This window comes from Streptomyces sp. NPDC102274 (assembly GCF_044766385.1).
GTDB lineage: Bacteria > Actinomycetota > Actinomycetes > Streptomycetales > Streptomycetaceae > Streptomyces.
Genome location: NZ_JBIWLW010000019.1, coordinates 157696 through 177965, shown reverse-complemented (window position 1 = coordinate 177965; position 20270 = coordinate 157696). Strand labels below are relative to the sequence as shown.

The following is a 20270-nucleotide window of genomic DNA, read 5'->3' as shown; positions in this document are numbered from 1 at the left end:
GAACCCTGACCCGAGAACAGAAAACCCAACCGATGCGACCCCGCCTCACCCACCACAACACCCGCACCACCCCGCCCCTCAGCCAGAGCGGCGAGCCGGTCGGTGGTGGTGGCCCGGTCCTCGGCCAGCAGCACGGCGCGGTGCTCGAACACGGATCGTGTCGTAGCCAGCGAGAAGCCGACACCCACAGGGTCGAAGTCGGCGGAACCCTCCACGGCGGACAGGAGGCGGCCCGCCTGCGCGCGCAGCGCGTCGGGGGTCCGGGCGGACAGCACCCACGGCGCGACGGAGGTGACCGGCGGGTCGGCGTCCACTGTGGACACCGGATCGGCGGTGGGCGCCTCCTCCAGGATGATGTGGGCGTTCGTGCCGCTGACGCCGAATGAGGACACACCGGCGCGGCGCGGTTCGCCGGTCTCCGGCCACGGCTGCCCCTCGGTCAGCAGCGCCACGGTGCCCGCCGACCAGTCGACATGGCTGCTCGGCTCGTCGACGTGCAGAGTCTTGGGCAGCACACCGTGCCGCATCGCCATGACCATCTTGATGATGCCGCCGACCCCGGCCGCCGCCTGGGCGTGGCCGATGTTCGACTTCAGCGACCCCAGCCACAGCGGCCGGTCGGCGGCCCGCTCGGCGCCGTAGGTCGCGATGAGGGCCTGTGCCTCGATCGGGTCGCCGAGCGTGGTGCCGGTGCCGTGCGCCTCGACCGCGTCCACCTGCGCCGGAGTGAGCCGCGCGCTCGCCAGCGCCTGGGTGATCACCGTCTGCTGGGACGGTCCGTTCGGCGCGGTCAGGCCGTTGGACGCACCGTCCTGGTTCACCGCCGAGCCGCGCACCACCGCCAGCACGGGGTGGCCGTTGCGGCGGGCGTCGGACAGCCGCTCCACGAGCAGCATGCCGACGCCTTCGCCCCAGCCGGTGCCGTCGGCGCTGTCCGAGAACGCCTTGCACCGGCCGTCCAGGGACAGGGCGCGCTGCCTGCTGTACTCGACGAACGTGCGTGGCGTGGACATGAATGTGGCGCCGCCCGCGAGTGCCAGAGAGCACTCCTCGCGGCGCAGCGCCACCATCGCCAGGTGCAGCGCCACTAACGACGACGAGCACGCCGTGTCCACCGTCACCGCGGGCCCGACGAGGCCGAGCGTGTAGGCGATCCGGCCGGACGCGATGCTGCCCGCGCTGCCGTTGGCGAGGAAGCCCTCGAACCCCTCGGGCGCCTGTGGCAGCCGCGCGGCGTAGTCGTTGTACATCACGCCCGCGAACACACCGGTCCTGGTGTCCTTGGCCCGCACCGGGTCGATGCCCGCGTGCTCGAACGCCTCCCACGACGTCTCCAGCAGCAGCCGCTGCTGCGGATCCATCGCCAGCGCCTCGCGCGGGCTGACCCCGAAGAACGCCGGGTCGAAGCCCGCGGCGCCCTGGAGGAAGCCGCCGTGCCGGGTGATCGACGTGCCCGCGTGCTCCGGGTCGGGGTCGTAGAGCGCGTCGACGTCCCAGCCGCGGTCGGCCGGGAACTCCACCACGGCGTCCCCGCCGTCGACCAGCAGCCGCCACAGGTCTTCCGGCGACTCGACACCACCGGGGTAGCGGCAGCTCATCCCGATGATCGCGATGGGCTCGTTCTCCCGCTCCTCGACCTCGTGCAGGCGTCGGCGTGTGGTGCGCAGATCGGTGGTGGCCCGCTTGAGGTAGTCGCGGAGCCTGTCCTCGTTTTCCATCTGGCGTGTGCTCCTTACGGCGGTGCGGACGGGATCGACGCGGTCCGACCCGGTCACGAGGTCTCGAGTTCGTTGTCGAGGTAGCCGAAGAGTTCGTCGTCGGTGGCCGAGGCGAGGTCGGACTCGACGTCCTCGCCCGTGTCACCGGCCCGCGCGTCACCCCACCTGGCGAGCAGGGCGCGCAGCCGCAGGTCCACCTTCGTGGCGGTGCCGTTGTTGTCGAGGGCGAACAGCGCGCTCTCCAGCCGGTCGAGCTGGTCGAGCACGCCGGTCTCCGGCTCGGGCTCGGTGCGCGGGAGCAGTGTGAGTACGTGCCGGGTGATCGCGGCGGCCGACGGGTGGTCGAACACGAGCGTCGAGGGCAGCCTGAGCCCGGTGGCCGCGGTGATCCGGTTGCGCAGCTCGACCGAGGTCAGCGAGTCGAACCCGAGGTCCCGCAGCGCGCGACCGGGATCGACCTGGGTGTCGGCCGAGTGGCCGAGCACCGCCGCGACCTGTGCGCAGACCAGGTCCAGCACCGTCTGCTCACGGTCCGCGGCGGACCGGCCGGCGATGGTGTCGGCGAACGTCGCGGTCGCTGCGGGGGGCGCCGCCGTGACGCGGCGGGCGGGGGCGCGGACCAGGCCCCGCAGCATCGGGGGCAGCGTGCCGTCCGCCGCCTGCCCGCGCAGCGCGGCGGTGTCCAGCAGGACCGGCACGAGTGCGGCGCGGTCGTCCTCCGCCGCGGCGTCGAACAGCGCGAGCGCGTCCTCGGTGGGCAGTTCGAGGATGCCGGAGCGGCCGAGCCGGGCCCGGTCGCCCGCGTCGAGTCCCGACGTCATGCCGCTCGCGGCAGCCCATATGCCCCACGCCAGCGAGACGCCGGGCAGGCCGAGTGTGCGGCGGCGCCGCACGAGCGCGTCGAGCGCGGCGTTCGCGGCCGCGTAGCTCCCCTGGCCCGCGGTGCCGAGGATCCCGGCCGCCGAGGAGAAGACGACGAACGCGGAAAGGTCGGCGTCCCTGGTCAGCTCGTCCAGGTGCAGCAGGCCGTCGACCTTCGGGCCGAACACCCGGTCGACCCGCTCGGGCGTCAGCGATTCCAGCACGCCGTCGTCGACGACGCCCGCCGCGTGCACGACCGCGCCGAGCGGCCGGTCCAGCGAGGCCAGCAGCGCGGCCACCGAGTCGCGGTCGGCCACGTCGCACGCCACCACGGTCACCTCGGCGCCCAGCGCCACCAGTTCGTCGCGCAAGCCCTCCGCGCCCTCGGTCGCCGACCCCTTGCGCCCTGCCAGTACGAGGTTCCGGAAGCCCCGGTCGGCGACCAGGTGCCGGGCCACCAGCGCGCCGAGCGTGCCGAGGCCGCCGGTCACCAGGACCGGGCGGTCCAGGTCGGTCGGCGCGGGCACGGTCAGCACGGCCTTGCCTGCGTAACGGGCCTGGCCGAGGTGGCGGAACGCCTCGGGCGCGCGGCGGACGTCCCGGGCGCGCACCGGCAGGGGGCTCAGCACGCCCGCCTCGAACAGCGCCAGCACCTCGACCAGCATCTCCTGGAAGCGGTCGGGGCCCGGCCGCGTCAGGTCGCACGCTGCGTACTCGACGCCGGGCGGCAGTTCGTCGGGGTCGTGGACATCGGCCTTGCCCAGCTCGATGAACCGCCCGCCGTCGGGCAGCAGTTCCAGGGAGGCGTCCGCGGTCTCCCGCGCCAGCGAGTTCAGCACCACGTTCACACCGCGACCGCCGGTCTCGGCGGCGAACCTCGCCGCGAAGTCGGTGTCGTGCGAGGACGCCAAGTGCGACCCGGGCACGCCCGCCGCCCGCACGGTGTCCCACGTGGCGGGGCTCTCGGTCGCGAACACCTCCGCGCCCCAGTGCCGCGCGAGTTGCACGGCCGCCATGCCGACACCACCCGCCGCGGCGTGGACCAGCACGGACTCGCCCCGGCGCAGGCCTGCCAGGTCGTGCAGGGAGTAGTAGGCCGTGAGGAACGCCGACGGCACCGACGCGGCGCGCGCGAAGGACCACCCGGCGGGCATCGGGGCGACCAGCCTGCGGTCGGTGACCGCCAGCGGCCCGAAGCCGTTGGTGACGATGCCCAATACGCGGTCGCCCACGGCCAGGTCGGTCACCTCCGCACCGACCTCGGTCAGCACTCCCGCGACCTCGCTGCCCAGCTCGGCGGCGCCGGGGCAGGCGCCGGGAGCGATCGGCAGGTCCCGCACATCCAGGCCCGCCGCGCGGACGGCGATGCGCACCTGGCCGGGCGCGAGGGGCGCGGTGGCGTCGGGGTACGGGACCAGTGCGAGGTCGTCCGGCGAGCCGCCCGGCCGGCTGTCCAGCCGCCACGGGCCGTCGGCGGGCGGGGTGAGCAGACCGTCGGCGCTGGCACGGGCGAGCCTGGGTACCGTCACCAGCCCGGCCCGTACGACCGACTGGGGCTCGCCGGAGGCCAGCGCGGCGGGCACGGCGAGGGCGGACTTCTCGGTGTCGTCGAGGTCGACCAGCGCGAACCGGCCGGGGTTCTCGGTCTGCGCGGACCGCACCAGCCCCCACACGGCGGCCTGCGCCGGGTCGGGCGAGTCGGTGTCGACCGCGCCGCGGGTCACGAACACCAGGCGGGCGTTGGCGGTCCGCTCGTCGGCGAGCCAGTCCTGGGCCAGTGCCAGTGCCCAGCACACCGTCTCCCTCGCCGCCTGCCCGTCCGCTTCGGACGGTCGGGGGCAGGGGGCGAGCAGGTCGGTCACGCCGTCGAGGGCGCCGAAGCCGGAGACGGTCGGCGCGCCGACGCCGAGGCCGTCCGCGCCGAGGCCGTCCGCACCGAGCACGGCGAGCCCGACCGGCCTGTCCCCGGTCCCGTCGACGGGCGCCCACTCCAGCGCGAGCAGGGCGTCGGCGGTCCGGGAGGCGGCCCTCCGGATCTCCGCCGGCCGCATCACCAGCGACTCGACGGTCGCCACGGGCCGGCCGGTCGGGTCCGCGATGGCCAGCGACATCTCGTCCTGGCCCTTGGGCGACCAGCGCACCCGCAGCGCCGACGCGCCGACGGCGTGCAGCCCCACCCCGGTGAAGCCGAACGGCAGCCGGGGGCCGCCGCCGATCTCGTCCAGCGCGCGCAGCACGGGAGCGTGCAGCGCGGCGTCGAGCAGGGCGGGGTGCAGGCTGAAGCCCTCGCCGCCGGTCCCGTCCGGCAGGGCGACCTCGACGTACACGTCGCTGCCGAGGCGCCAGGCCGCGCGCAGCGCGCGGAACACGGGCCCGTAGTCGTAGCCGAGTTCGGTGAAGCGGTCGTAGACGTTGTCGATGTCCATCGGCGTCGCGCCCTCCGGCGGCCACGCCGCCGGTTCGGTCGCGCGCGCGTCGCCCGCCGTGAGTGTGCCGGTCGCGTGCTCGGTCCACGGCGCGTCCCGGTCGGCGTCCTCGGCCCGCGAGTGCACCCGGATGTTCCGGCTGCCGTCGGTCTCCGCGCCGACCGCGACCCGCAGGGCGATGCCGCCGCGCTCGGGCAGGACCAGCGGGGCGTGCAGGGTCAGCTCCTCGACCGTGTCGAGCCCGCAGTGGCCCGCGGCGTGCAGGGCAAGGTCGAGGAAACCCGTGCCGGGGAACAGCACCCGGTCGCCGACACCGTGGTCGGCGAGCCACGGCTGGGTCCGCGTGGACAGCCTGCCGGTGAACACGACGCCGTCGGAGTCGGGCAGCGCGACCGCGGCGCGGAGCAGCGGGTGGTCGCCCGCGGCGATGCCGAGGGCCGCCGTCGCCCCGTCGCCGGCGGGCGCGACGGCCGCGGTCAGCCAGTACCGGTCGTGCTGGAAGGCGTAGGTGGGCAGGTCGACGCGCTTGCCCCGGCTGCCCAGCGCGGCGGCCAGGTCCAGCCGCGCGCCCCGGACGTGGAGCTGCGCGGCGGCGAGGGTCAGCGCGTCCGGTTCGGGCCGGTCGGAGCGCAGCGTCGGCACGAACACGGCGTCGGGGGCGCTGTCCTGGCCCATCGCGGTGAGCACACTGCCGGGCCCGACCTCCACCATCGTCGTCACGCCCTGCGCGACGAGCGCCGTGACACCGTCGGCGAACCGCACCGGCCGGCGCACATGCCGCACCCAGTAGTCCGGCGAGGCCAGTTCCCCGGCGTCGACCGGCGCGCCGGTCAGCGTGGACACGATCGGCAGCGTGGGCGGGTTGGCGGTCGCGCCCGCCACGACGCGGCGGAACTCCGCCAGCATCGGCTCCATCAGCGGCGAGTGGAACGCGTGGCTGACCCGCAGCCTGGTCACCTTGCGCCCCTGCGCCTTGAGGCGGTCGGCGAGGTCGAGCACCTCCAGTTCGCTGCCGGACAGCACCAGCGAGTCCGGACCGTTGATGGCGGCGATGCCGACGTACTCGGAGCACTCCGGCGCGATCTCGTCCTCGGTGGCCTGCACCGCGACCATGACGCCACCGGCGGGCAGCGCCTGCATCAGCGCGCCGCGCGCGGCGACTATCCCGCAGGCGTCGGCCAGCGAGAACACGCCCGACACGTGCGCGGCGGCCAGTTCGCCGATCGAGTGGCCCGCGAGGGCGTCGGGCCGCAGGCCCCAGGACTCCCACAGCCTGTACAGGGCGACTTCGACGGCGAACAGCGCGGGCTGGGCGTACTCGGTGTGGTCCAGCACGGCCTGATCGTCGCCGAAGACCACGTCGCGCAGCGGCACGGCCAGCAGCGGGTCGAGGTGGGCGAACACCTCGTCGAGCGCGTCGGCGAACACGGCGTGCGCCTCGTACAGGCCCCGGCCCATGCCGATGCGCTGGGAGCCCTGGCCGGAGAACAGCACGGCGAGCCTGCCGGCGTCGGGGACGCCCCGCACCACGGCCGCGTCGTCGGCGCCCTCGGCCAGCGCGTCGAGACCGGCGCGCAGCTCGGGCGTGCTGGTGCCGAGCACGACCGTGCGGTGGTCGAGTACGGCCCGCCCGACGGCGAGCGTCGCGGCGACGTCCACCGGCGACAGCTCGGGCCGTTCGTCCACGGTGGACGCCAGGCGGGCGGCCTGGTCGCGCAGCGCCGCGGTGTCGTGGGCGGACAGCGCCCACGCCAGCGTCCGGCCGTCGGGCTCGTCCGCCGGGGCCGGGGTGACGGGCTCGGCCTGTTCGAGGATGACGTGCCCGTTGGTGCCGCTGACGCCGAACGAGGAGACGGCGGCCCGCCTCGGCCTGCCGGTCTCCGGCCACGGCCGGTGGTCGGCCAGCAGTTCCACGGCGCCGGTCGTCCAGTCCACATGGCGGGACGGGCGGTCGAGGTGCAGGGTGCGCGGCAGTACGCCGTGCCGCAGCGCCTGCACCATCTTGATGACGCCCGCGATGCCCGATGCCGCCTGGGTGTGGCCGATGTTGGACTTCAGCGCCCCCAGCAGCAGCGGCTGGCCGTCGGGGCGGTCCTGGCCGTAGGTGGCCAGCAGCGCCTGTGCTTCGATGGGGTCGCCGAGCCGGGTGCCCGTGCCGTGGCCCTCGACGGCGTCCACGTCCGAGGCGGACAGGCCCGCGTTCGCGAGGGCCGCGCGGATGACCCGCTGCTGCGCGGGCCCGTTCGGCGCCGTCAAGCCGTTCGACGCGCCGTCCTGGTTCACCGCGGAACCCCGGACGACGGCGAGCACCTCATGGCCGTTGGCCCGTGCGTCGGAGAGCCGTTCCAGCAGGACCAGGCCCGTTCCCTCGCCCCAGCCGACGCCGTCAGCGGCGTCGGCGAAGGGCTTGCACCGGCCGTCGGGGGCCAGCCCGCCCTGCAGGCTGAACTCGGCGAAGGGCGTCGGCGTCACCATGATCGCCGTGCCGCCCGCCAGGGCCATCGAGCACTCCCCCAGCCGCAGCGCCTGCACCGCGAGGTTCAGCGCGACCAGCGAGGACGAGCACGCGGTGTCCACGGTGACGGCGGGTCCGCGCAGGCCCAGCGCGTAGGCGACCCGGCCCGACACGACGCTCAGCGCGTCACCGGTCGTCCGGTAGCCGTCCATCTCGGGCGTCGCCTGCTCCAGGGTGCCCGCGTAGCCCTGCGGCGAGGCGCCGATGAACACGCCGGTGAGACTGTCGCGCACCGAGGACGGGGCGATGCCCGCCCGCTCGAAGGCCTCCCAGGCGAGTTCGAGCACCTGCCGCTGCTGGGGGTCCATCGCCAGCGCCTCGCGCGGCGAGATGCCGAAGAAGCCCGCGTCGAACCCGCCCGCGTCGTCGACGAAGGCGCCCTCCAGGGTGCGGCTGCGGCCCTGGGCCTCCGCGTCGGCCGTGTACAGCCGGTCGGTGTCCCAGCCCCGGTCGTCCGGGAACGGCCCGACGGCGTCGTGCCCGGCCAGGATGAACGACCACAGGTCCTCGGGTCCGCGTACGCCGCCGGGCAGGCGGCAGCTCATCGCCACCACCGCGATCGGCTCGTCGGCGTCACGGGTCGCGGTCCGGCCCGACGCGGCGGTCTGCCGTTCGCCGAGCACCACGGAGTGCAGGTGACGGGCGAGCGCGTCCGGTGTCGGGTGGTCGAACATGACGGTCGTGGGCAGCCGCACGCCGGTGGCGGTGTTGAGGCGCTTGCGGACCTCGATGGTGGTGAGGGAGTCGAAGCCCAGCTCGCGGAACGCCCGGTTCGGCGTGACGGCGTCGGGGCTGTCGTGGCCGAGCACGGCAGCCGCGTGGCCGCGGACCAGGTCGAGCAGGAGCCGGTGCTGGTCGGCCTCGGTGAGCCCGGCCAGCCGCTCGGCCAGTGCCCCGCCGGAGGCCGGCTGTTCCACCGCGTCCTGCGCGGCCAGCGCGACGACCTCGGGGATCTCGCTGATCAGCGGGCGCGAGCGGGCCGCCGTGAAGCCGGGCGCGAAGCGGGCCCAGTCGATGTCCGCGACCGTCAGGGTCGGCTCGCCCGTCGCGAGGGCGGTGACGAGCGCGCCGACCGCGAGTTCCGGTCGCATGGGGCGCATGCCCCTGCGGCGCAGTTGGTCGTCCAGGTCGCCCGTCCCCATCCCCCCGCCCGCCCACATGCCCCAGGAGACCGAGGTGGCGGGCAGGCCGTCGGCGTGGCGGCGCTGCGCGAGGCTGTCGAGGAAGGCGTTGGCGGCGCCGTACGCCCCCAGCTCGCCGCTGCCCCACACCGCGGACCCGGAGGAGAACAGCACGAACGCGTCCAGCTCGCGCCCGGCGCACAGCTCGTCGAGGTGGGCCGCGCCGACAGCCTTCGCCGCCAGGGCGTACGCGAGGTCCGAGGTGTCCGTGTCGGCCACGGGCAGGGACGGGACGGTGCCCGCCGCGTGGAAGACCGAGCGGACGGGTGTGCCGTCGGCGTCGAGCCGGGCGAACAGGTTGGCCAGTGCGGCGCGGTCGGCGGCGTCGCAGGCGGCGACGGTGGTACGGACGCCGAGCGCGGCCAGCTCGGCCTCCAGCTCGCGCGCGCCGGGCGCGTCCGCGCCACTGCGGCTGGTCAGCACGATGTGCTCGGCGCCGTTGCCCGCCAGCCAGCGGGCGACGTGGCCGCCGATGGCGCCGGTGCCACCGGTGATCAGTACGGTGCCACCGGCGCGCCAGGCGGGCGCCTCCGCCGGTGTAGGGGCCGGGGTCATCCGCCGCACCGACACGCCGGAGGCCCGGATCGCCAGCTGGTCCTCGTCCTCCTGCCCGGCCAGGACGGCGGCGAGCCGCGTCGCGGTTCTGACGTCGGGGGTCACGGGGAGGTCGACGATGCCGCCCCAGCGGTCCGGGTGCTCCAGACCGACGGCCAGCCCGAGGCCCCACACCTGGCTCTGCGCCGGGTTGGTCAGCGGGTCGGACCGCCCGACGGACACCGCGCCCGTCGTGGCCAGCCACAGCGGCGCGCCGATCCCGGCGTCGCCGAGCGCCCGCACCAGCGCCGGCGTACCGGACAGTCCGTTCGGCACGATCGGCGACGCGGGGTCGGACCGTTCGTCCAGCGCCAGCAGGGACAGCACGCCACCGGGCACGACGCCCGCGGCGCGCAGCGACTCCACCGAGCCGTCGACCTCCAGGACGTCGGCGCCGTGGGCGCGCAGCGCGTCGACGGCCGCCGCGCGCCACGGGTGCTCCGCCTCGGACGGCGAGGCGACCACGAGCCAGGTGCCGGTCAGGGCCGGCGTGGCGGCGGCGAGCGGGCGCCAGGTGACCCGGTAGCGCCACGAGTCGACGGCGGACCGCTCCTGCCTGCGGCGCCGCCAGTCGGCCAGGCTGGGCAGGACGTCGGTCAGCGGCGCGTCGGCGGGCACGTCCAGCGTCGCGGCGAGGTCGCCCCGCTCCACCGCGGACCAGAACTCCTCCAGCGCGGGGTCGCCGCCCGCCGTCGGGCGGGCCGTCCCGTCGAGCCAGTAGCGCTTGCGCTGGAACGGGTAGGTCGGCAGGTCCACGGGCCGTCCGGCGGACACCGCGGCGCGCCAGTCGAAGGGCAGGCCCTCCACGTACGCCTCGGCGGCGGAGAGCAGGAACCGGTCAAGGTCGCCGTCGTCGCGGCGCAGCGTACCGATGACGACGGCTTCGCCGCCGGTCGCCTCCAGCGTCTCGCGCACCCCGAAGGTGAGCACGGGGTGCGGGCTGCACTCGACGAACACACCGACGCCCCGGTCGAGCAGGCCACGCGTCGCGTCCTCGAACAGCACGGTGTTCCGCAGGTTCTGGTACCAGTAGTCCGCGCCCGCCTCCGTCCCGGTCAGCCACTCCCCGGTGACGGTGGACAGCATCGGTACCCGCGCGGGCATCGGCTCCACCCCGGCCCACACGGTCGACAGCGCCTCCCGGATGGGCTCGACGTGCGGCGAGTGGGACGCGTAGTCGATGGGGACCCGCCGGGCCCGCACGCCCTCGGCACAGGACTCGATCAGCTCGTCCAGCGCGTCGGTGTCGCCCGCCACGACCACCGAACGGGGGCCGTTGACCGCGGCGATCGTGATCCGCCCGTCCCACCGCGCGATCCGCTCGCGCACGTCGTCGAGCGTCTCCGCCAGCGACACCAGGCCGCTCCGGCCCGCCAGCGCCAGCAGCGCCTTGCTGCGCAGCGCGACGATCTTGGCGGCGTCGGCCAGCGACAGCGCGCCCGCGACATGGGCGGCGGCGATCTCGCCCTGGCTGTGCCCCACCACCGCGTCCGGCTCGACGCCGTAGGAGCGCCACAGCGCGGCGAGCGACACCATCACGGCGAACAGCGCGGGCTGTACGACATCGTCCCGGTCCAGCTCGGCGCCGTCGGCCAGGACGTCCCACAGCGACCAGTCCACGTGCGGGGCGAGCGCGTCGGCGCAGGCGTCGAGCGCGTCGCGGAACACCGGCGACGACTCGGCCAGCGCGGCGCCCATGCCCAGCCACTGCGAGCCCTGGCCGGGGAAGACGAACGCCACCTTGCCCACGGGCCGCGCGACGCCGACCGCCGTGCGCGCGGACTCGGCCCCTCGGGCCACCTCCGTCAACGTGTCGGCGCCGCCCGCCACCACCACGGCCCGGTGGTCGAACACCGACCGGGACAGCAGGGCGTCCGCCACGTCGACGGGCGCCTGCCCGGCCAGGACGGCGGCGAGCTGGGCGGCGTGGGCGCGCAGGGCGTCTTCCGTGCGCGCGGAGAACACCAGCGGAACCGGCTGCGACATCGACGGCAGGGTGGCCGGGGTCTCGTCGGGCGCCTGCTCCAGCACGGCGTGGGCGTTGGTGCCGCTGATGCCGAACGAGGACACACCGGCCCGCCGGGGGCGCGCGGCCCGCGGCCACGGCATGGTCTCGGTGACCAGCGACACCGCGCCCGACGACCAGTCCACGTGCGGGGTGGGCTCGGTGATGTGCAGGCTCCTGGGCAGCACGCCGTGCCGCAGCGCGAGCACCATCTTGATCAGACCCGCGACGCCGGACGCCGCCTGCGTGTGGCCGATGTTCGACTTCACCGAGCCGAGCAGGAGCGGCCGGTCGGCCGGGTGCTCCCGGCCGTAGGTGGCGAGCAGCGCGTCCGCCTCGATCGGGTCGCCGAGCCGCGTGCCGGTGCCGTGCGCCTCGACGGCGTCGACCTCGGCGGCCGGTACGCCCGCGTCGGCGAGCGCCTGCCGGATCACCCTGCGCTGCGCGGGGCCGCTGGGGGCGGTGAGGCCGTTGGACGCGCCGTCCTGGTTGACCGCGGTGCCCTTGATCAGCGCGAGCACGGGATGCCCGTTGCGGCGCGCGTCGGACAGCCGCTCCAGCAGCACCATCGTGGCGCCCTCGGCGAGGCCGAACCCGTCCGCGCTCGCCGAGAACGCCTTGCACCGCCCGTCGGGGGCCAGCGCGCGCTGTCTGCTGAACTCCACGAACATGCCCTGCGACGGCATGACCGTGACGCCGCCCGCCAGCGCGAGGGGGCACTCGCCGCGCCGCAGCGACTGCACGGCCAGGTGCAGGGCGACCAGCGACGACGAGCACGCCGTGTCGACGGAGATGGCGGGTCCCCCGAACCCGAACGTGTAGGAGAGCCTGCCGGACGCGACACTCGCGGTGTTGCCGGTGAGCAGATAGCCCTCCAGGTCCGCGGGCGCCTCGTGCAGCCTCGGTCCGTAGTCCATCGCCATCGCGCCCATGAACACGCCCGTCCGGCTGCCCCGCAGCCCCGTCGGGTCGATGCCCGCCCGCTCCATCGCCTCCCAGGCGATCTCCAGCAGCAGCCGCTGCTGCGGGTCCATCGCCAGCGCCTCGCGCGGCGAGATGCCGAAGAACTCCGAGTCGAACTGGTGGACGTCGTGCAGGAAACCGGCCTCGCGCTGGTAGTAGCCGCCGGCCCGCTCGGCGTCCTCGTCGTAGCGCCCGTCCAGGTCCCAGCCCCGGTCGGTGGGGAACGCGGTGACGCCGTCGCCGCCCGTGGACAGCAGCTCCCACAGTTCCTCGGGGCTGCGCACGCCGCCGGGCAGGCGGCAGCTCATCGCCACGACGGCGATCGGCTCGTCGTCCCCGCCCGTGGCGGAAGCCACCGGCTCGTCGTCCTCGGCCGGCGCGCCGAGCAGAACCCGGCTGATGAGCTCGGCGAGACCTCGGCACGTCGGGTTGTCGAACACCGCCGACACCGGCAATTTCAAGCCGGTGGCCGCGTTCAGCAGGTTGCGCAGTGCCACCGCGCCCGCCGAGTCGACGCCCAGCTCCAGCAGCGGCGCGTCCACGTGGGCGGTGGACTCGACGTCCCCGCCGACGACGGCGGCGACCTGCCCGCGCACCAGGTCGAGCAGGAGTTCCAGGCGGTCGGGGGCGTCCGCGAGCCGGTCGGCCAGCGACGGGGCGGGGCCGGCCGCGGGCGCCGCGTGCAGCGGGTAGGCGGGCAGCGGCACCGCGCGTGCGTCCCGGCCGGCGAACACCGCCTCCCAGTCGGGGAGCACGCCGTGCGCGTGCAGTTCGGCCAGCGCGGCGACCATCTGGTCGGCGCCGCCCCGCCCCCGGCGCAGTGTGCCGACGACGGCGGCCTCCACGGCGGCGTCCTCGGCGGTCTCCTGCACGGCCCTGGTGAGGACGGGATGCGGGCTCGGCTCCAGCAGCAGACGGTGACCCGCGGCCAGCGCGGCCCGCGTGGCGCTCTGGAAGTTCGCGGTGCCACGCATATTGCGGCACCAGTGGTCCGCGGTGAGCGCGAGCGGGTCGACCCTCGTGCCCGTGGTGGCCGTGTAGATCGGCACTTCCGTCGGGCGGGGCGTGATCGGGGCGAGGTCGGCGCGTAACAAGTCGAGCACCGAGTCGACCTGGCGGCCGTGCGCCGCGAGACGGATCGCGATGCTCCTGGCTCTGATGCCGTCGGCGGCCAGCTCGGCCAGCAGTTCGGTGGCCTCGTCCTCGGTCCCGGAGACCAGGACCGAGCCGGGGGCGTGCACAGCGGCCAGGTCGAGCCCCTCGTAGCGGGTGAGCCGCTCACGCACGTCGTCGGCGGGCGCCAGCACGGACAGCATCACACCGCGTTCGAGCAGATGCACCTGCGCCCGGCTGAACAGGGCCACGGCCCGCGCACCGTCCTCGATGGACAGCGCGCCCGCGACGGTCGCGGCCGGGATCTCGCCGACGCTGGAGCCGATCACAGCGCCGGGCGACACGCCCCAGGACCGCCACAGCGCGGACAGGGACACCATCATCGCCCAGAGCGCCGGCTGCCCCACGTCCGGCCGTTCCAGCGACGGCGTGTCCGCCGTGCCGCGCAGTACGTCCATCACGGGCCAGTCCACGAACGGCGTGAGGGCTTCGGCGCAGGTGTGCAGGTGCTCGGCGAACACCGGCGACGCGTCCAGCAGATCGTCGGCCATGCCCAGCCACTGCGGCCCGTGCCCAGGGAACACGAAGGCGATACCGTCCGCCGCGGCCCGCGCTGGACCTCCGGTCGCGAGCCCCGGAACAGGTCGGCCCTCGCTGACGGCGAGCAGTTCGTCAGCGAGGGCCGCGCGGTCCCCGCCGACGAACACGGCGCGCTGTGCGAGCGCGGGCCGGGTCGCGGGGCGGGGTAAGCGGGATAACGCGAGGGATAAGGCGAGGTCGACGAGAGGCAGGGTCGGCTCGGTGTCGAGCAGCGCGTGCAGATCGGCGGCCCGCGCCCGTAACGCGTCCTCGCTGTGCGCCGACAGGGTGATCGGGACGGCGGGCCCGTCCGGCGCTGCCCGGCCGGGCCCGGGGCGGCCCGAGCGCAGCGCGGCCTCGACCAGCGCGGGAACGCCGTCGGGCCACTCGTGGTCGGTTCCGAGCCGGTAGGCGAAGGTCGCGGTCCGCGCGCTGTCCCCGCGCGTGAGTACGGCGAAGGCCCCGCCCGCACCGACCAGCGCGAGGTCACACTCACCGGACCGCACGGCGGCGACCGCCTCGGCGACGGGGTCGTGCCCGGTCCGGCGCGGGCCGAGGAAGCCGAGCACACGCGCCGTCTCGCTCGCGTCGTCCGCGCCCGCGCCCTCGGCGGCCAGGTAGACACCGACGCGTGCCGGGTCGTCCGCTCCGATGCCCGCGTCCTCGCAGGCCGCCCACGCCGACTCCAGTTCGACCGTACGGTCCGCGGGCAGTGGCACTCCGGTCAGCTCGGCCAGTACACCCGGATCGCGCTCCGCCCGCACCGGTGCCGCGGGCGCGGCCCCGATGACGGCGACAGTGCCGGTGTCCACTCGTTCTGATTCGCACATGGCAGCCTCTGCTCTCGTCAGTCGTCCACCAGAATCGAAACGCTTTTCTCGGCGACGCCGCCGCCATAACGGCCGCAATTCAAGCCAGCACTTCGCGAATTGTCAACCAGTCCATGACTGGCTGCGTTGACGGTACGTGCCCGGGACAGGTAATTCCCATCGGGGGCGCGCAGGCGCAAGTCGAGGCTCATGGACTCTTGGAATTTACCGCGCGAACTTCAGGAATTTACCCGGCCCCCAGCGCCTCCAGGGAATGACCGAGTCAGCTCTTGTCCAGGTGCCGGACCTTATATACATCCGCCTCGAGGACGCCGATTGTATACGGCGGCAAAATCGGCTCACCGGCCGGACGCGTCGGAGGTCACACGGAACGCCCGAAATGCCGTCCGGCTGGTGAAGCATAGGTTCCACCAGATGAAATCCCCCCCGAACCCCGGGAGACCATGCGCCCACGCCGAGAACACCGGAGAACGCAGGTCCGGGGCACGAGAGCGGCCCGGATGGACAGCGGCGCTTGCACAGCGGCGACTAAACCCGGCCGGAACTCGATGCCCTGCTGGCCAAAATGGAGCCTGGCCGCGAGCTGGATGGCGGAAATACGGCGGCGACGGCCCAAAGAATCCGCACATCCAGGAGAGACAGCGCTCGACTGCTGGTCAGGGGGTGAGCCACGGGCTCGGGGGTGTCGGCCTCGACCCCCGGCCGGACGACTGTCATGCCACCCATCACCGCCGCCGAAGTGGCCGGCTATGGCGGTGAGGTGACCGACGAGGTCACGCAGGTGGGGGGCAGCCCTGGATAGATCACGGAGGGCATGGAAAAGTATTTCCATAAATCCGCTGTTCACCTCGACGAAACGCAGGCCGGGGTGGAGGTTCGCGACACACAATCCGAGTGCGACAGAACGTCCAACGCGAATTGGATTCAATCAACAGCCCGATCTGATCTCCACGCGGCAAACGAAGTGGCACGCCTGAAAATACCGGAACCCGCATCGTGAGCCTCTGGGTATCCGGCTCAATACAGAGGGCAAAGGGAAACGACACCACGGGAAGCCCAATTGAGTGCACGGGCGGATCACGCAAGGCCGCAATGAATGCGATACCTCGGGGTCCCGTGCCTGGTCCAGACTATCGGAATGGGCGTTGCCCGCACCAGCCTCTTTGCTTGTGGTTATGGGAAGCGAAATAACACTTCTCTACCGGCGCGTAGAACCCGTTGCCCAGCACAGCCAATACGCCCGCACATATGCCGCCGCTCACCGCCGACACCCCACCACCTGGCATTGCTCCGCGTCGTTCGCATCTGCGACATCCGACACCGGCGCATTCGATGCACCGCACACCGTTTCCCGGGAACGAGCATCCATGAGCACGCCGTGCCCGTTTCGCCGCTCCCGCGTTCCGTTTTCTGCCCGCTTCGGGTCCGCTCCCGCTCGCCGCGGTTCACCTCGTCCATCCCGCACACCCCGAATCGGAGCCACTACCCAACAACCGCGCACCACCCGCGGGCGTGGTGGTCTCGTGGCGGACTCGGCGTGCCTAGCCCGGGGGCCGGACGGAACCAGAAGGTTACGTGCCCATGCGCGCTCTTAACGTCGTCGTCACCCGCCCTGAGGCGACGCACCACGCCGAGGGGGCGTCGGCGGCCGGCACGACGCGCGGCTGACGCCCACCGGCGCCCGCGCGGCGGTCTCCCTCGCACACGCGCCGCGAGGGAGCGACTGAACACAACGAAGAGGCGGGGCGGGGGCCACGACCAGGGCGACGCGGGTGCGGCGCGTCCATGCGGCGCGCTGGACGCCACCCTGCGGCGCCCGTGCGTTCACCAGATCGTCGTGATGCACGGCGGCTCCCGCACGTTCGTCGTGGTGCGTTGAGCCCGGACAGGCCGCCAGTTGCGTCGCGGTCCACAGTGAACGAAGCAGTCACGCTTCGCGTATCGCTCGCCAGGCGAAGGCGAAGGCGGAGGCGACAAGGGGCCAGGGGCGAGGGCAGGGTGCCGGACCCGTGTGGGCGCCACACGACGTGCTCGGTCAGAAGACGCGGATCGGGATCTCGGCGGGGGCCGCGAGCAGGTCGGAGATCTCGTCGTCCAAGCGGACCAGGGTGATGGACGCTCCGGCCATGTCGAGCGAGGTGCAGTATTCGCCCACGTAGCTGCGGCGGATCTCGATGCCCCGTTCGGCCAGCTGCTTGTGGGCCAGCCCGTACACCAGGTAGAGCTCGCCGATCGGGGTGCCGCCCAGGCCGTTGACCATGAGGGCGACGGCGTCGCCCGAGACATAGGGCAGGTCGTCGACGACAGCGGTGACGAGCTCCTGCACGATCGCGTCCGCGGGCTTCATCTTCTCCCGTCGCCGGCCCGGCTCTCCGTGGATCCCCACGCCCATCTCGATCTCGTCGTCGGGCAGGTCGAACAGCGGGGACCCCTTGGCCGGTGGTGTGCACGCGGTGAGCGCCATGCCCATGGTGCGCGTGACGGAGTTGACCTTCTCGCCGATCCGGTACACCTCGTCGAGATCGGCGCCACGTTCGGCCGCCGCGCCGGCGGCCTTCATCACGAAGAAGTTGCCGGCGACCCCGCGTCGACCGACCGTGTAGGTCGAGTCCTGCACCGACACGTCGTCGTCGATGAACAGCGTACGGACGGTGACGCCGTCGGCCTGCGAGAGCTCTTCGGCCATCTCGAAGGCCATGCGGTCGCCCGTGTAGTTGTTGACCAGCAACAGGACGCCCTTGGGGGACGAGACCAGTTTGACCGTCTCGTAGACGTAGTCGGTGGGCGGTGCGGAGAAGACGTCACCGGGGCAGGCGGCGTCGAGCATTCCCTTGCCGACGGTCATGACATGTGAGGGCTCGTGTCCGGAGCCCGATCCCTGGACGAGGGAGACCTTGTCCGGCCGTGGCGCGTCCGCGCGCATGATCAGGTTGTATTCGGGGACGTAGCGCAGGGTGTCGGGGTTGGCCAGGGCCAGTCCCCGCAGCATCTCGGGTACGTAGTTCTTCGGGTCGTTGACGAACTTCTTCATGCGATCGCTCCTGGATCTCGACGTGGCGACACGGACGGGCCCGGTCCCGGGTCGCGGTGGTTCAGTTACGTACGGCCCATTCGTCGGCGACGCGCTCCGCCATGACGGCGATCGCCATGGCTCCCGCGTCCGGGGAACCGATGCTGCGCTCCCCGGTGTAGCTCGGCCGGCCACGCCTGGCCAGCATCGATGTGGTCGCTTCGGCGGCGGAACGCGCCGCCGTGGCCGCGACCCTGGCAAGACCGGCGGCGCCGACCGCCGGGCCCCCGCCGGACTTCATCTCGTTCTCCAGCGCGTCGGTCATCGGGATCAGCGCGTCCAGCAGCGTTTTGTCACCGAGATCGGACTGGCCTCGCACCTTGATGCCCTCGGCGGCGGCGCGCAGCATGGCGACCGTGTCCTCACCGGTCAGCTCGGAACGGTCGTTGACGGCTCCGGCCGCACGGAGGAACGCGGTGCCCCAGAGCGGTCCGGAGGTCCCACCGACCCGTTTGGAGATCACCAGAGCCACCTTCTTCAGAAACGCGGACGGGGAGCTTCGGTCCAGCGAGTCCCAGTCGGCGAGAACGATCTCGAAGCCGCGCGCGAGCGAGTATCCGAAGTCCCCGTCACCCACGACGGCGTCGAGTTCGCCGAACTCGCGCTCGTTGTCCACCGCTGTCCGGGCGATGGTTCCGACGACGAACTCAAGATCACTGCCTGTTGTCGATGACATGGCTCTCCTGACTGTCCTGACCGTCACTTCGCGCCGGCGGCGAGCAAGAATTCGAGATCGGCGAGCCTGACAAAGGGGCGGGGGTCCGAACCGAAGGGGTCGCTCAGCACCTTCGTGGTGGTCTCCTCCGGCGCGGGATCGCCCAGTGACGACACCACCAGCCACGCACCGGTGAAATCCTCCAGCCCGGTATAGGCGCTGGTCGTGACGGCGCAGCCGAGGCCCGCGCCCTGTGTCGCGAGCAGCCCGTTGCGGCTGTCCTCGATGACGATGGTGCCCGCCGGGTCGAGCCCGAGCCCGTCCACCGCGTACACGTAGATGTCCGGCGCCGGTTTCTTGTGCGGCACGATGTCTCCCGCGAACACGCTGAAGCGCCGGGCGAGTTCCGGCCCCGCGGCGAGTTCCAGCACACTGCGCACGGACGGCTCCGCGGAGGTGGAGGCGACGGCCAGCGTCCATCCGGCGGCGTCGGCCTCGGCGGCGATCCGCCGTACGCCGGGCCGGGGCGGAACGGTGCCGCTGTCGATGATCCCGGTGTAGATCTCGGTCTTGCGCCGATGCCACCGGGCGACCTGCTCGTCGAGTGCGTCGTGGTCGCTGGGCAGCCCGGTCGCGGCGATGAAGTCGGGAGTCAGAAGCGTCTTCATGCGCTCCTTGCCCCCGCCGACCTTCACCTTCTGGGCGTACTCGCTGTCACTCCACCGCACGGGCAGGCCGAATTCCTGAAAGGTCTGGTTGAACGCGGGCAGGTGTCCGTAACGCTCGGTGTCTGCGAGGACGCCGTCGCAGTCGAAGACGAGGGCGGGCACGGTGTGTCACCCGGCCCGGCCGGCGCTGCCGAAGAGCGTCATGAGCGAGCCGGTCATCCCGATGACGTCCTGACGGACGGACCGGAACAATGAGGGCGGGTCCCATTTCTGCTTCTCCGACGCCGATTCGAGGAAGGCGAGGCTCGACTTCATGAACTTTTCCTTGAGGGCGGTCGAGATATTGACCTTCGCGCAGCCCCGGGAGATGAGATCGTGGAATTGCTCGTCGGAGAGACCACTGCCGCCGTGGAGCGCGATCGGCAGAGGGTATGCCGCCACAATGTCGGAGACCCGCTCGGAATCGAGTACCGGTGTGCGCTTGTACGTTCCGTGGGCGTTTCCGATGGCGGGCGCGAAGACATCGACGCGCGTCGTTCTGAGGAACTCCAGAGCCACCTCCAGATCCTGCTGGGCAGCCACGCTGTCGGTGCCGACGTCGTCCTCGACGCCCGTGATGGACTCGATCTCGCCCTCCACGTGAGCGCCGTGTCCGCGGGCCTCGGCGACGACCTCGACCGTCTGCCGCATGTTCTCCGCCACCGGCAGGTTCGAGGCGTCGAACAGGACGGAATTCCAGCCCCGCCGCAGGCATTCGGTAATGACCTCGCGCTCCGGACAGTGGTCCAGATGAAGCGTGACAGGCACCTCGATACCGGCCGTCATCGACGTCCACATCGCGAAGAGCACATCGCTGCCGATCGATTTGACCGTCTTTACGGACGTCTGCACGATCAGTGGTGAGGAATTCTCCACCGCGGCCGCGAGAACCGCTTCCATGGTGAGATCGTTGAACACATTGATGGCCGGCACGCCATAACGCTCTTTGAAAGCGTCGGACAGGATGTCGGTAAGCGGCACGACAGACACGTGGACTCCTGGAATCGGGCACACCCAACGGGGACCGAGCCCTCGTGACGGGGGAATGGTCTC

General features: G+C 73.0%; 7 protein-coding genes. All 7 read right to left on the bottom strand.

Annotation, left to right across the window (positions count from 1 at the left end):
• On the bottom strand, positions 1 to 1718 hold a 1718-nt coding region (locus tag ACIRQP_RS24910), incomplete at its 3' end, for a type I polyketide synthase (protein WP_403893335.1).
• Positions 1719 to 1771: 53 nt separating this feature from the next.
• Positions 1772 to 14785 (bottom strand): type I polyketide synthase, encoded by a 13014-nt coding sequence (locus ACIRQP_RS24905; protein WP_403893334.1) that lies wholly within the window; start codon positions 14783 to 14785, stop codon positions 1772 to 1774.
• A gap of 17 nt (positions 14786 to 14802) precedes the next feature.
• The gene (locus tag ACIRQP_RS24900) at positions 14803 to 14976 is read right to left on the bottom strand and encodes a hypothetical protein (protein ID WP_403893333.1); all 174 of its coding nucleotides are present in this window, start codon (positions 14974 to 14976) and stop codon (positions 14803 to 14805) included.
• Positions 14977 to 16820: 1844 nt separating this feature from the next.
• Positions 16821 to 17816, bottom strand: coding sequence for a dihydroxyacetone kinase subunit DhaK (gene dhaK / locus ACIRQP_RS24895; protein WP_403893332.1), 996 nt, complete (start codon positions 17814 to 17816; stop codon positions 16821 to 16823).
• Between the two features lie 61 nt (positions 17817 to 17877).
• Positions 17878 to 18531 (bottom strand): dihydroxyacetone kinase subunit DhaL, encoded by a 654-nt coding sequence (dhaL, locus tag ACIRQP_RS24890; protein ID WP_403893331.1) that lies wholly within the window; start codon positions 18529 to 18531, stop codon positions 17878 to 17880.
• A gap of 23 nt (positions 18532 to 18554) precedes the next feature.
• On the bottom strand, positions 18555 to 19340 hold the full coding sequence (locus ACIRQP_RS24885) for an HAD-IA family hydrolase (protein WP_403893330.1): 786 nt from the start codon (positions 19338 to 19340) through the stop codon (positions 18555 to 18557).
• Positions 19341 to 19346: 6 nt separating this feature from the next.
• On the bottom strand, positions 19347 to 20207 hold the full coding sequence (locus ACIRQP_RS24880; RefSeq protein ID WP_403893329.1) for a ketose-bisphosphate aldolase: 861 nt from the start codon (positions 20205 to 20207) through the stop codon (positions 19347 to 19349).
• Between the last annotated feature and the right edge of the window lie 63 nt (positions 20208 to 20270).

Excerpts from the sequence above, each read along its gene's own strand:
- ACIRQP_RS24905 (WP_403893334.1), bottom strand. The coding sequence starts at position 14,785 with ATGTGCGAATCAGAACGAGTGGACACCGGCACTGTCGCCGTCATCGGG.
- ACIRQP_RS24900 (WP_403893333.1), bottom strand. The coding sequence starts at position 14,976 with ATGAGCCTCGACTTGCGCCTGCGCGCCCCCGATGGGAATTACCTGTCC.
- dhaK (WP_403893332.1), bottom strand. The coding sequence starts at position 17,816 with ATGAAGAAGTTCGTCAACGACCCGAAGAACTACGTACCCGAGATGCTG.
- dhaL (WP_403893331.1), bottom strand. The coding sequence starts at position 18,531 with ATGTCATCGACAACAGGCAGTGATCTTGAGTTCGTCGTCGGAACCATC.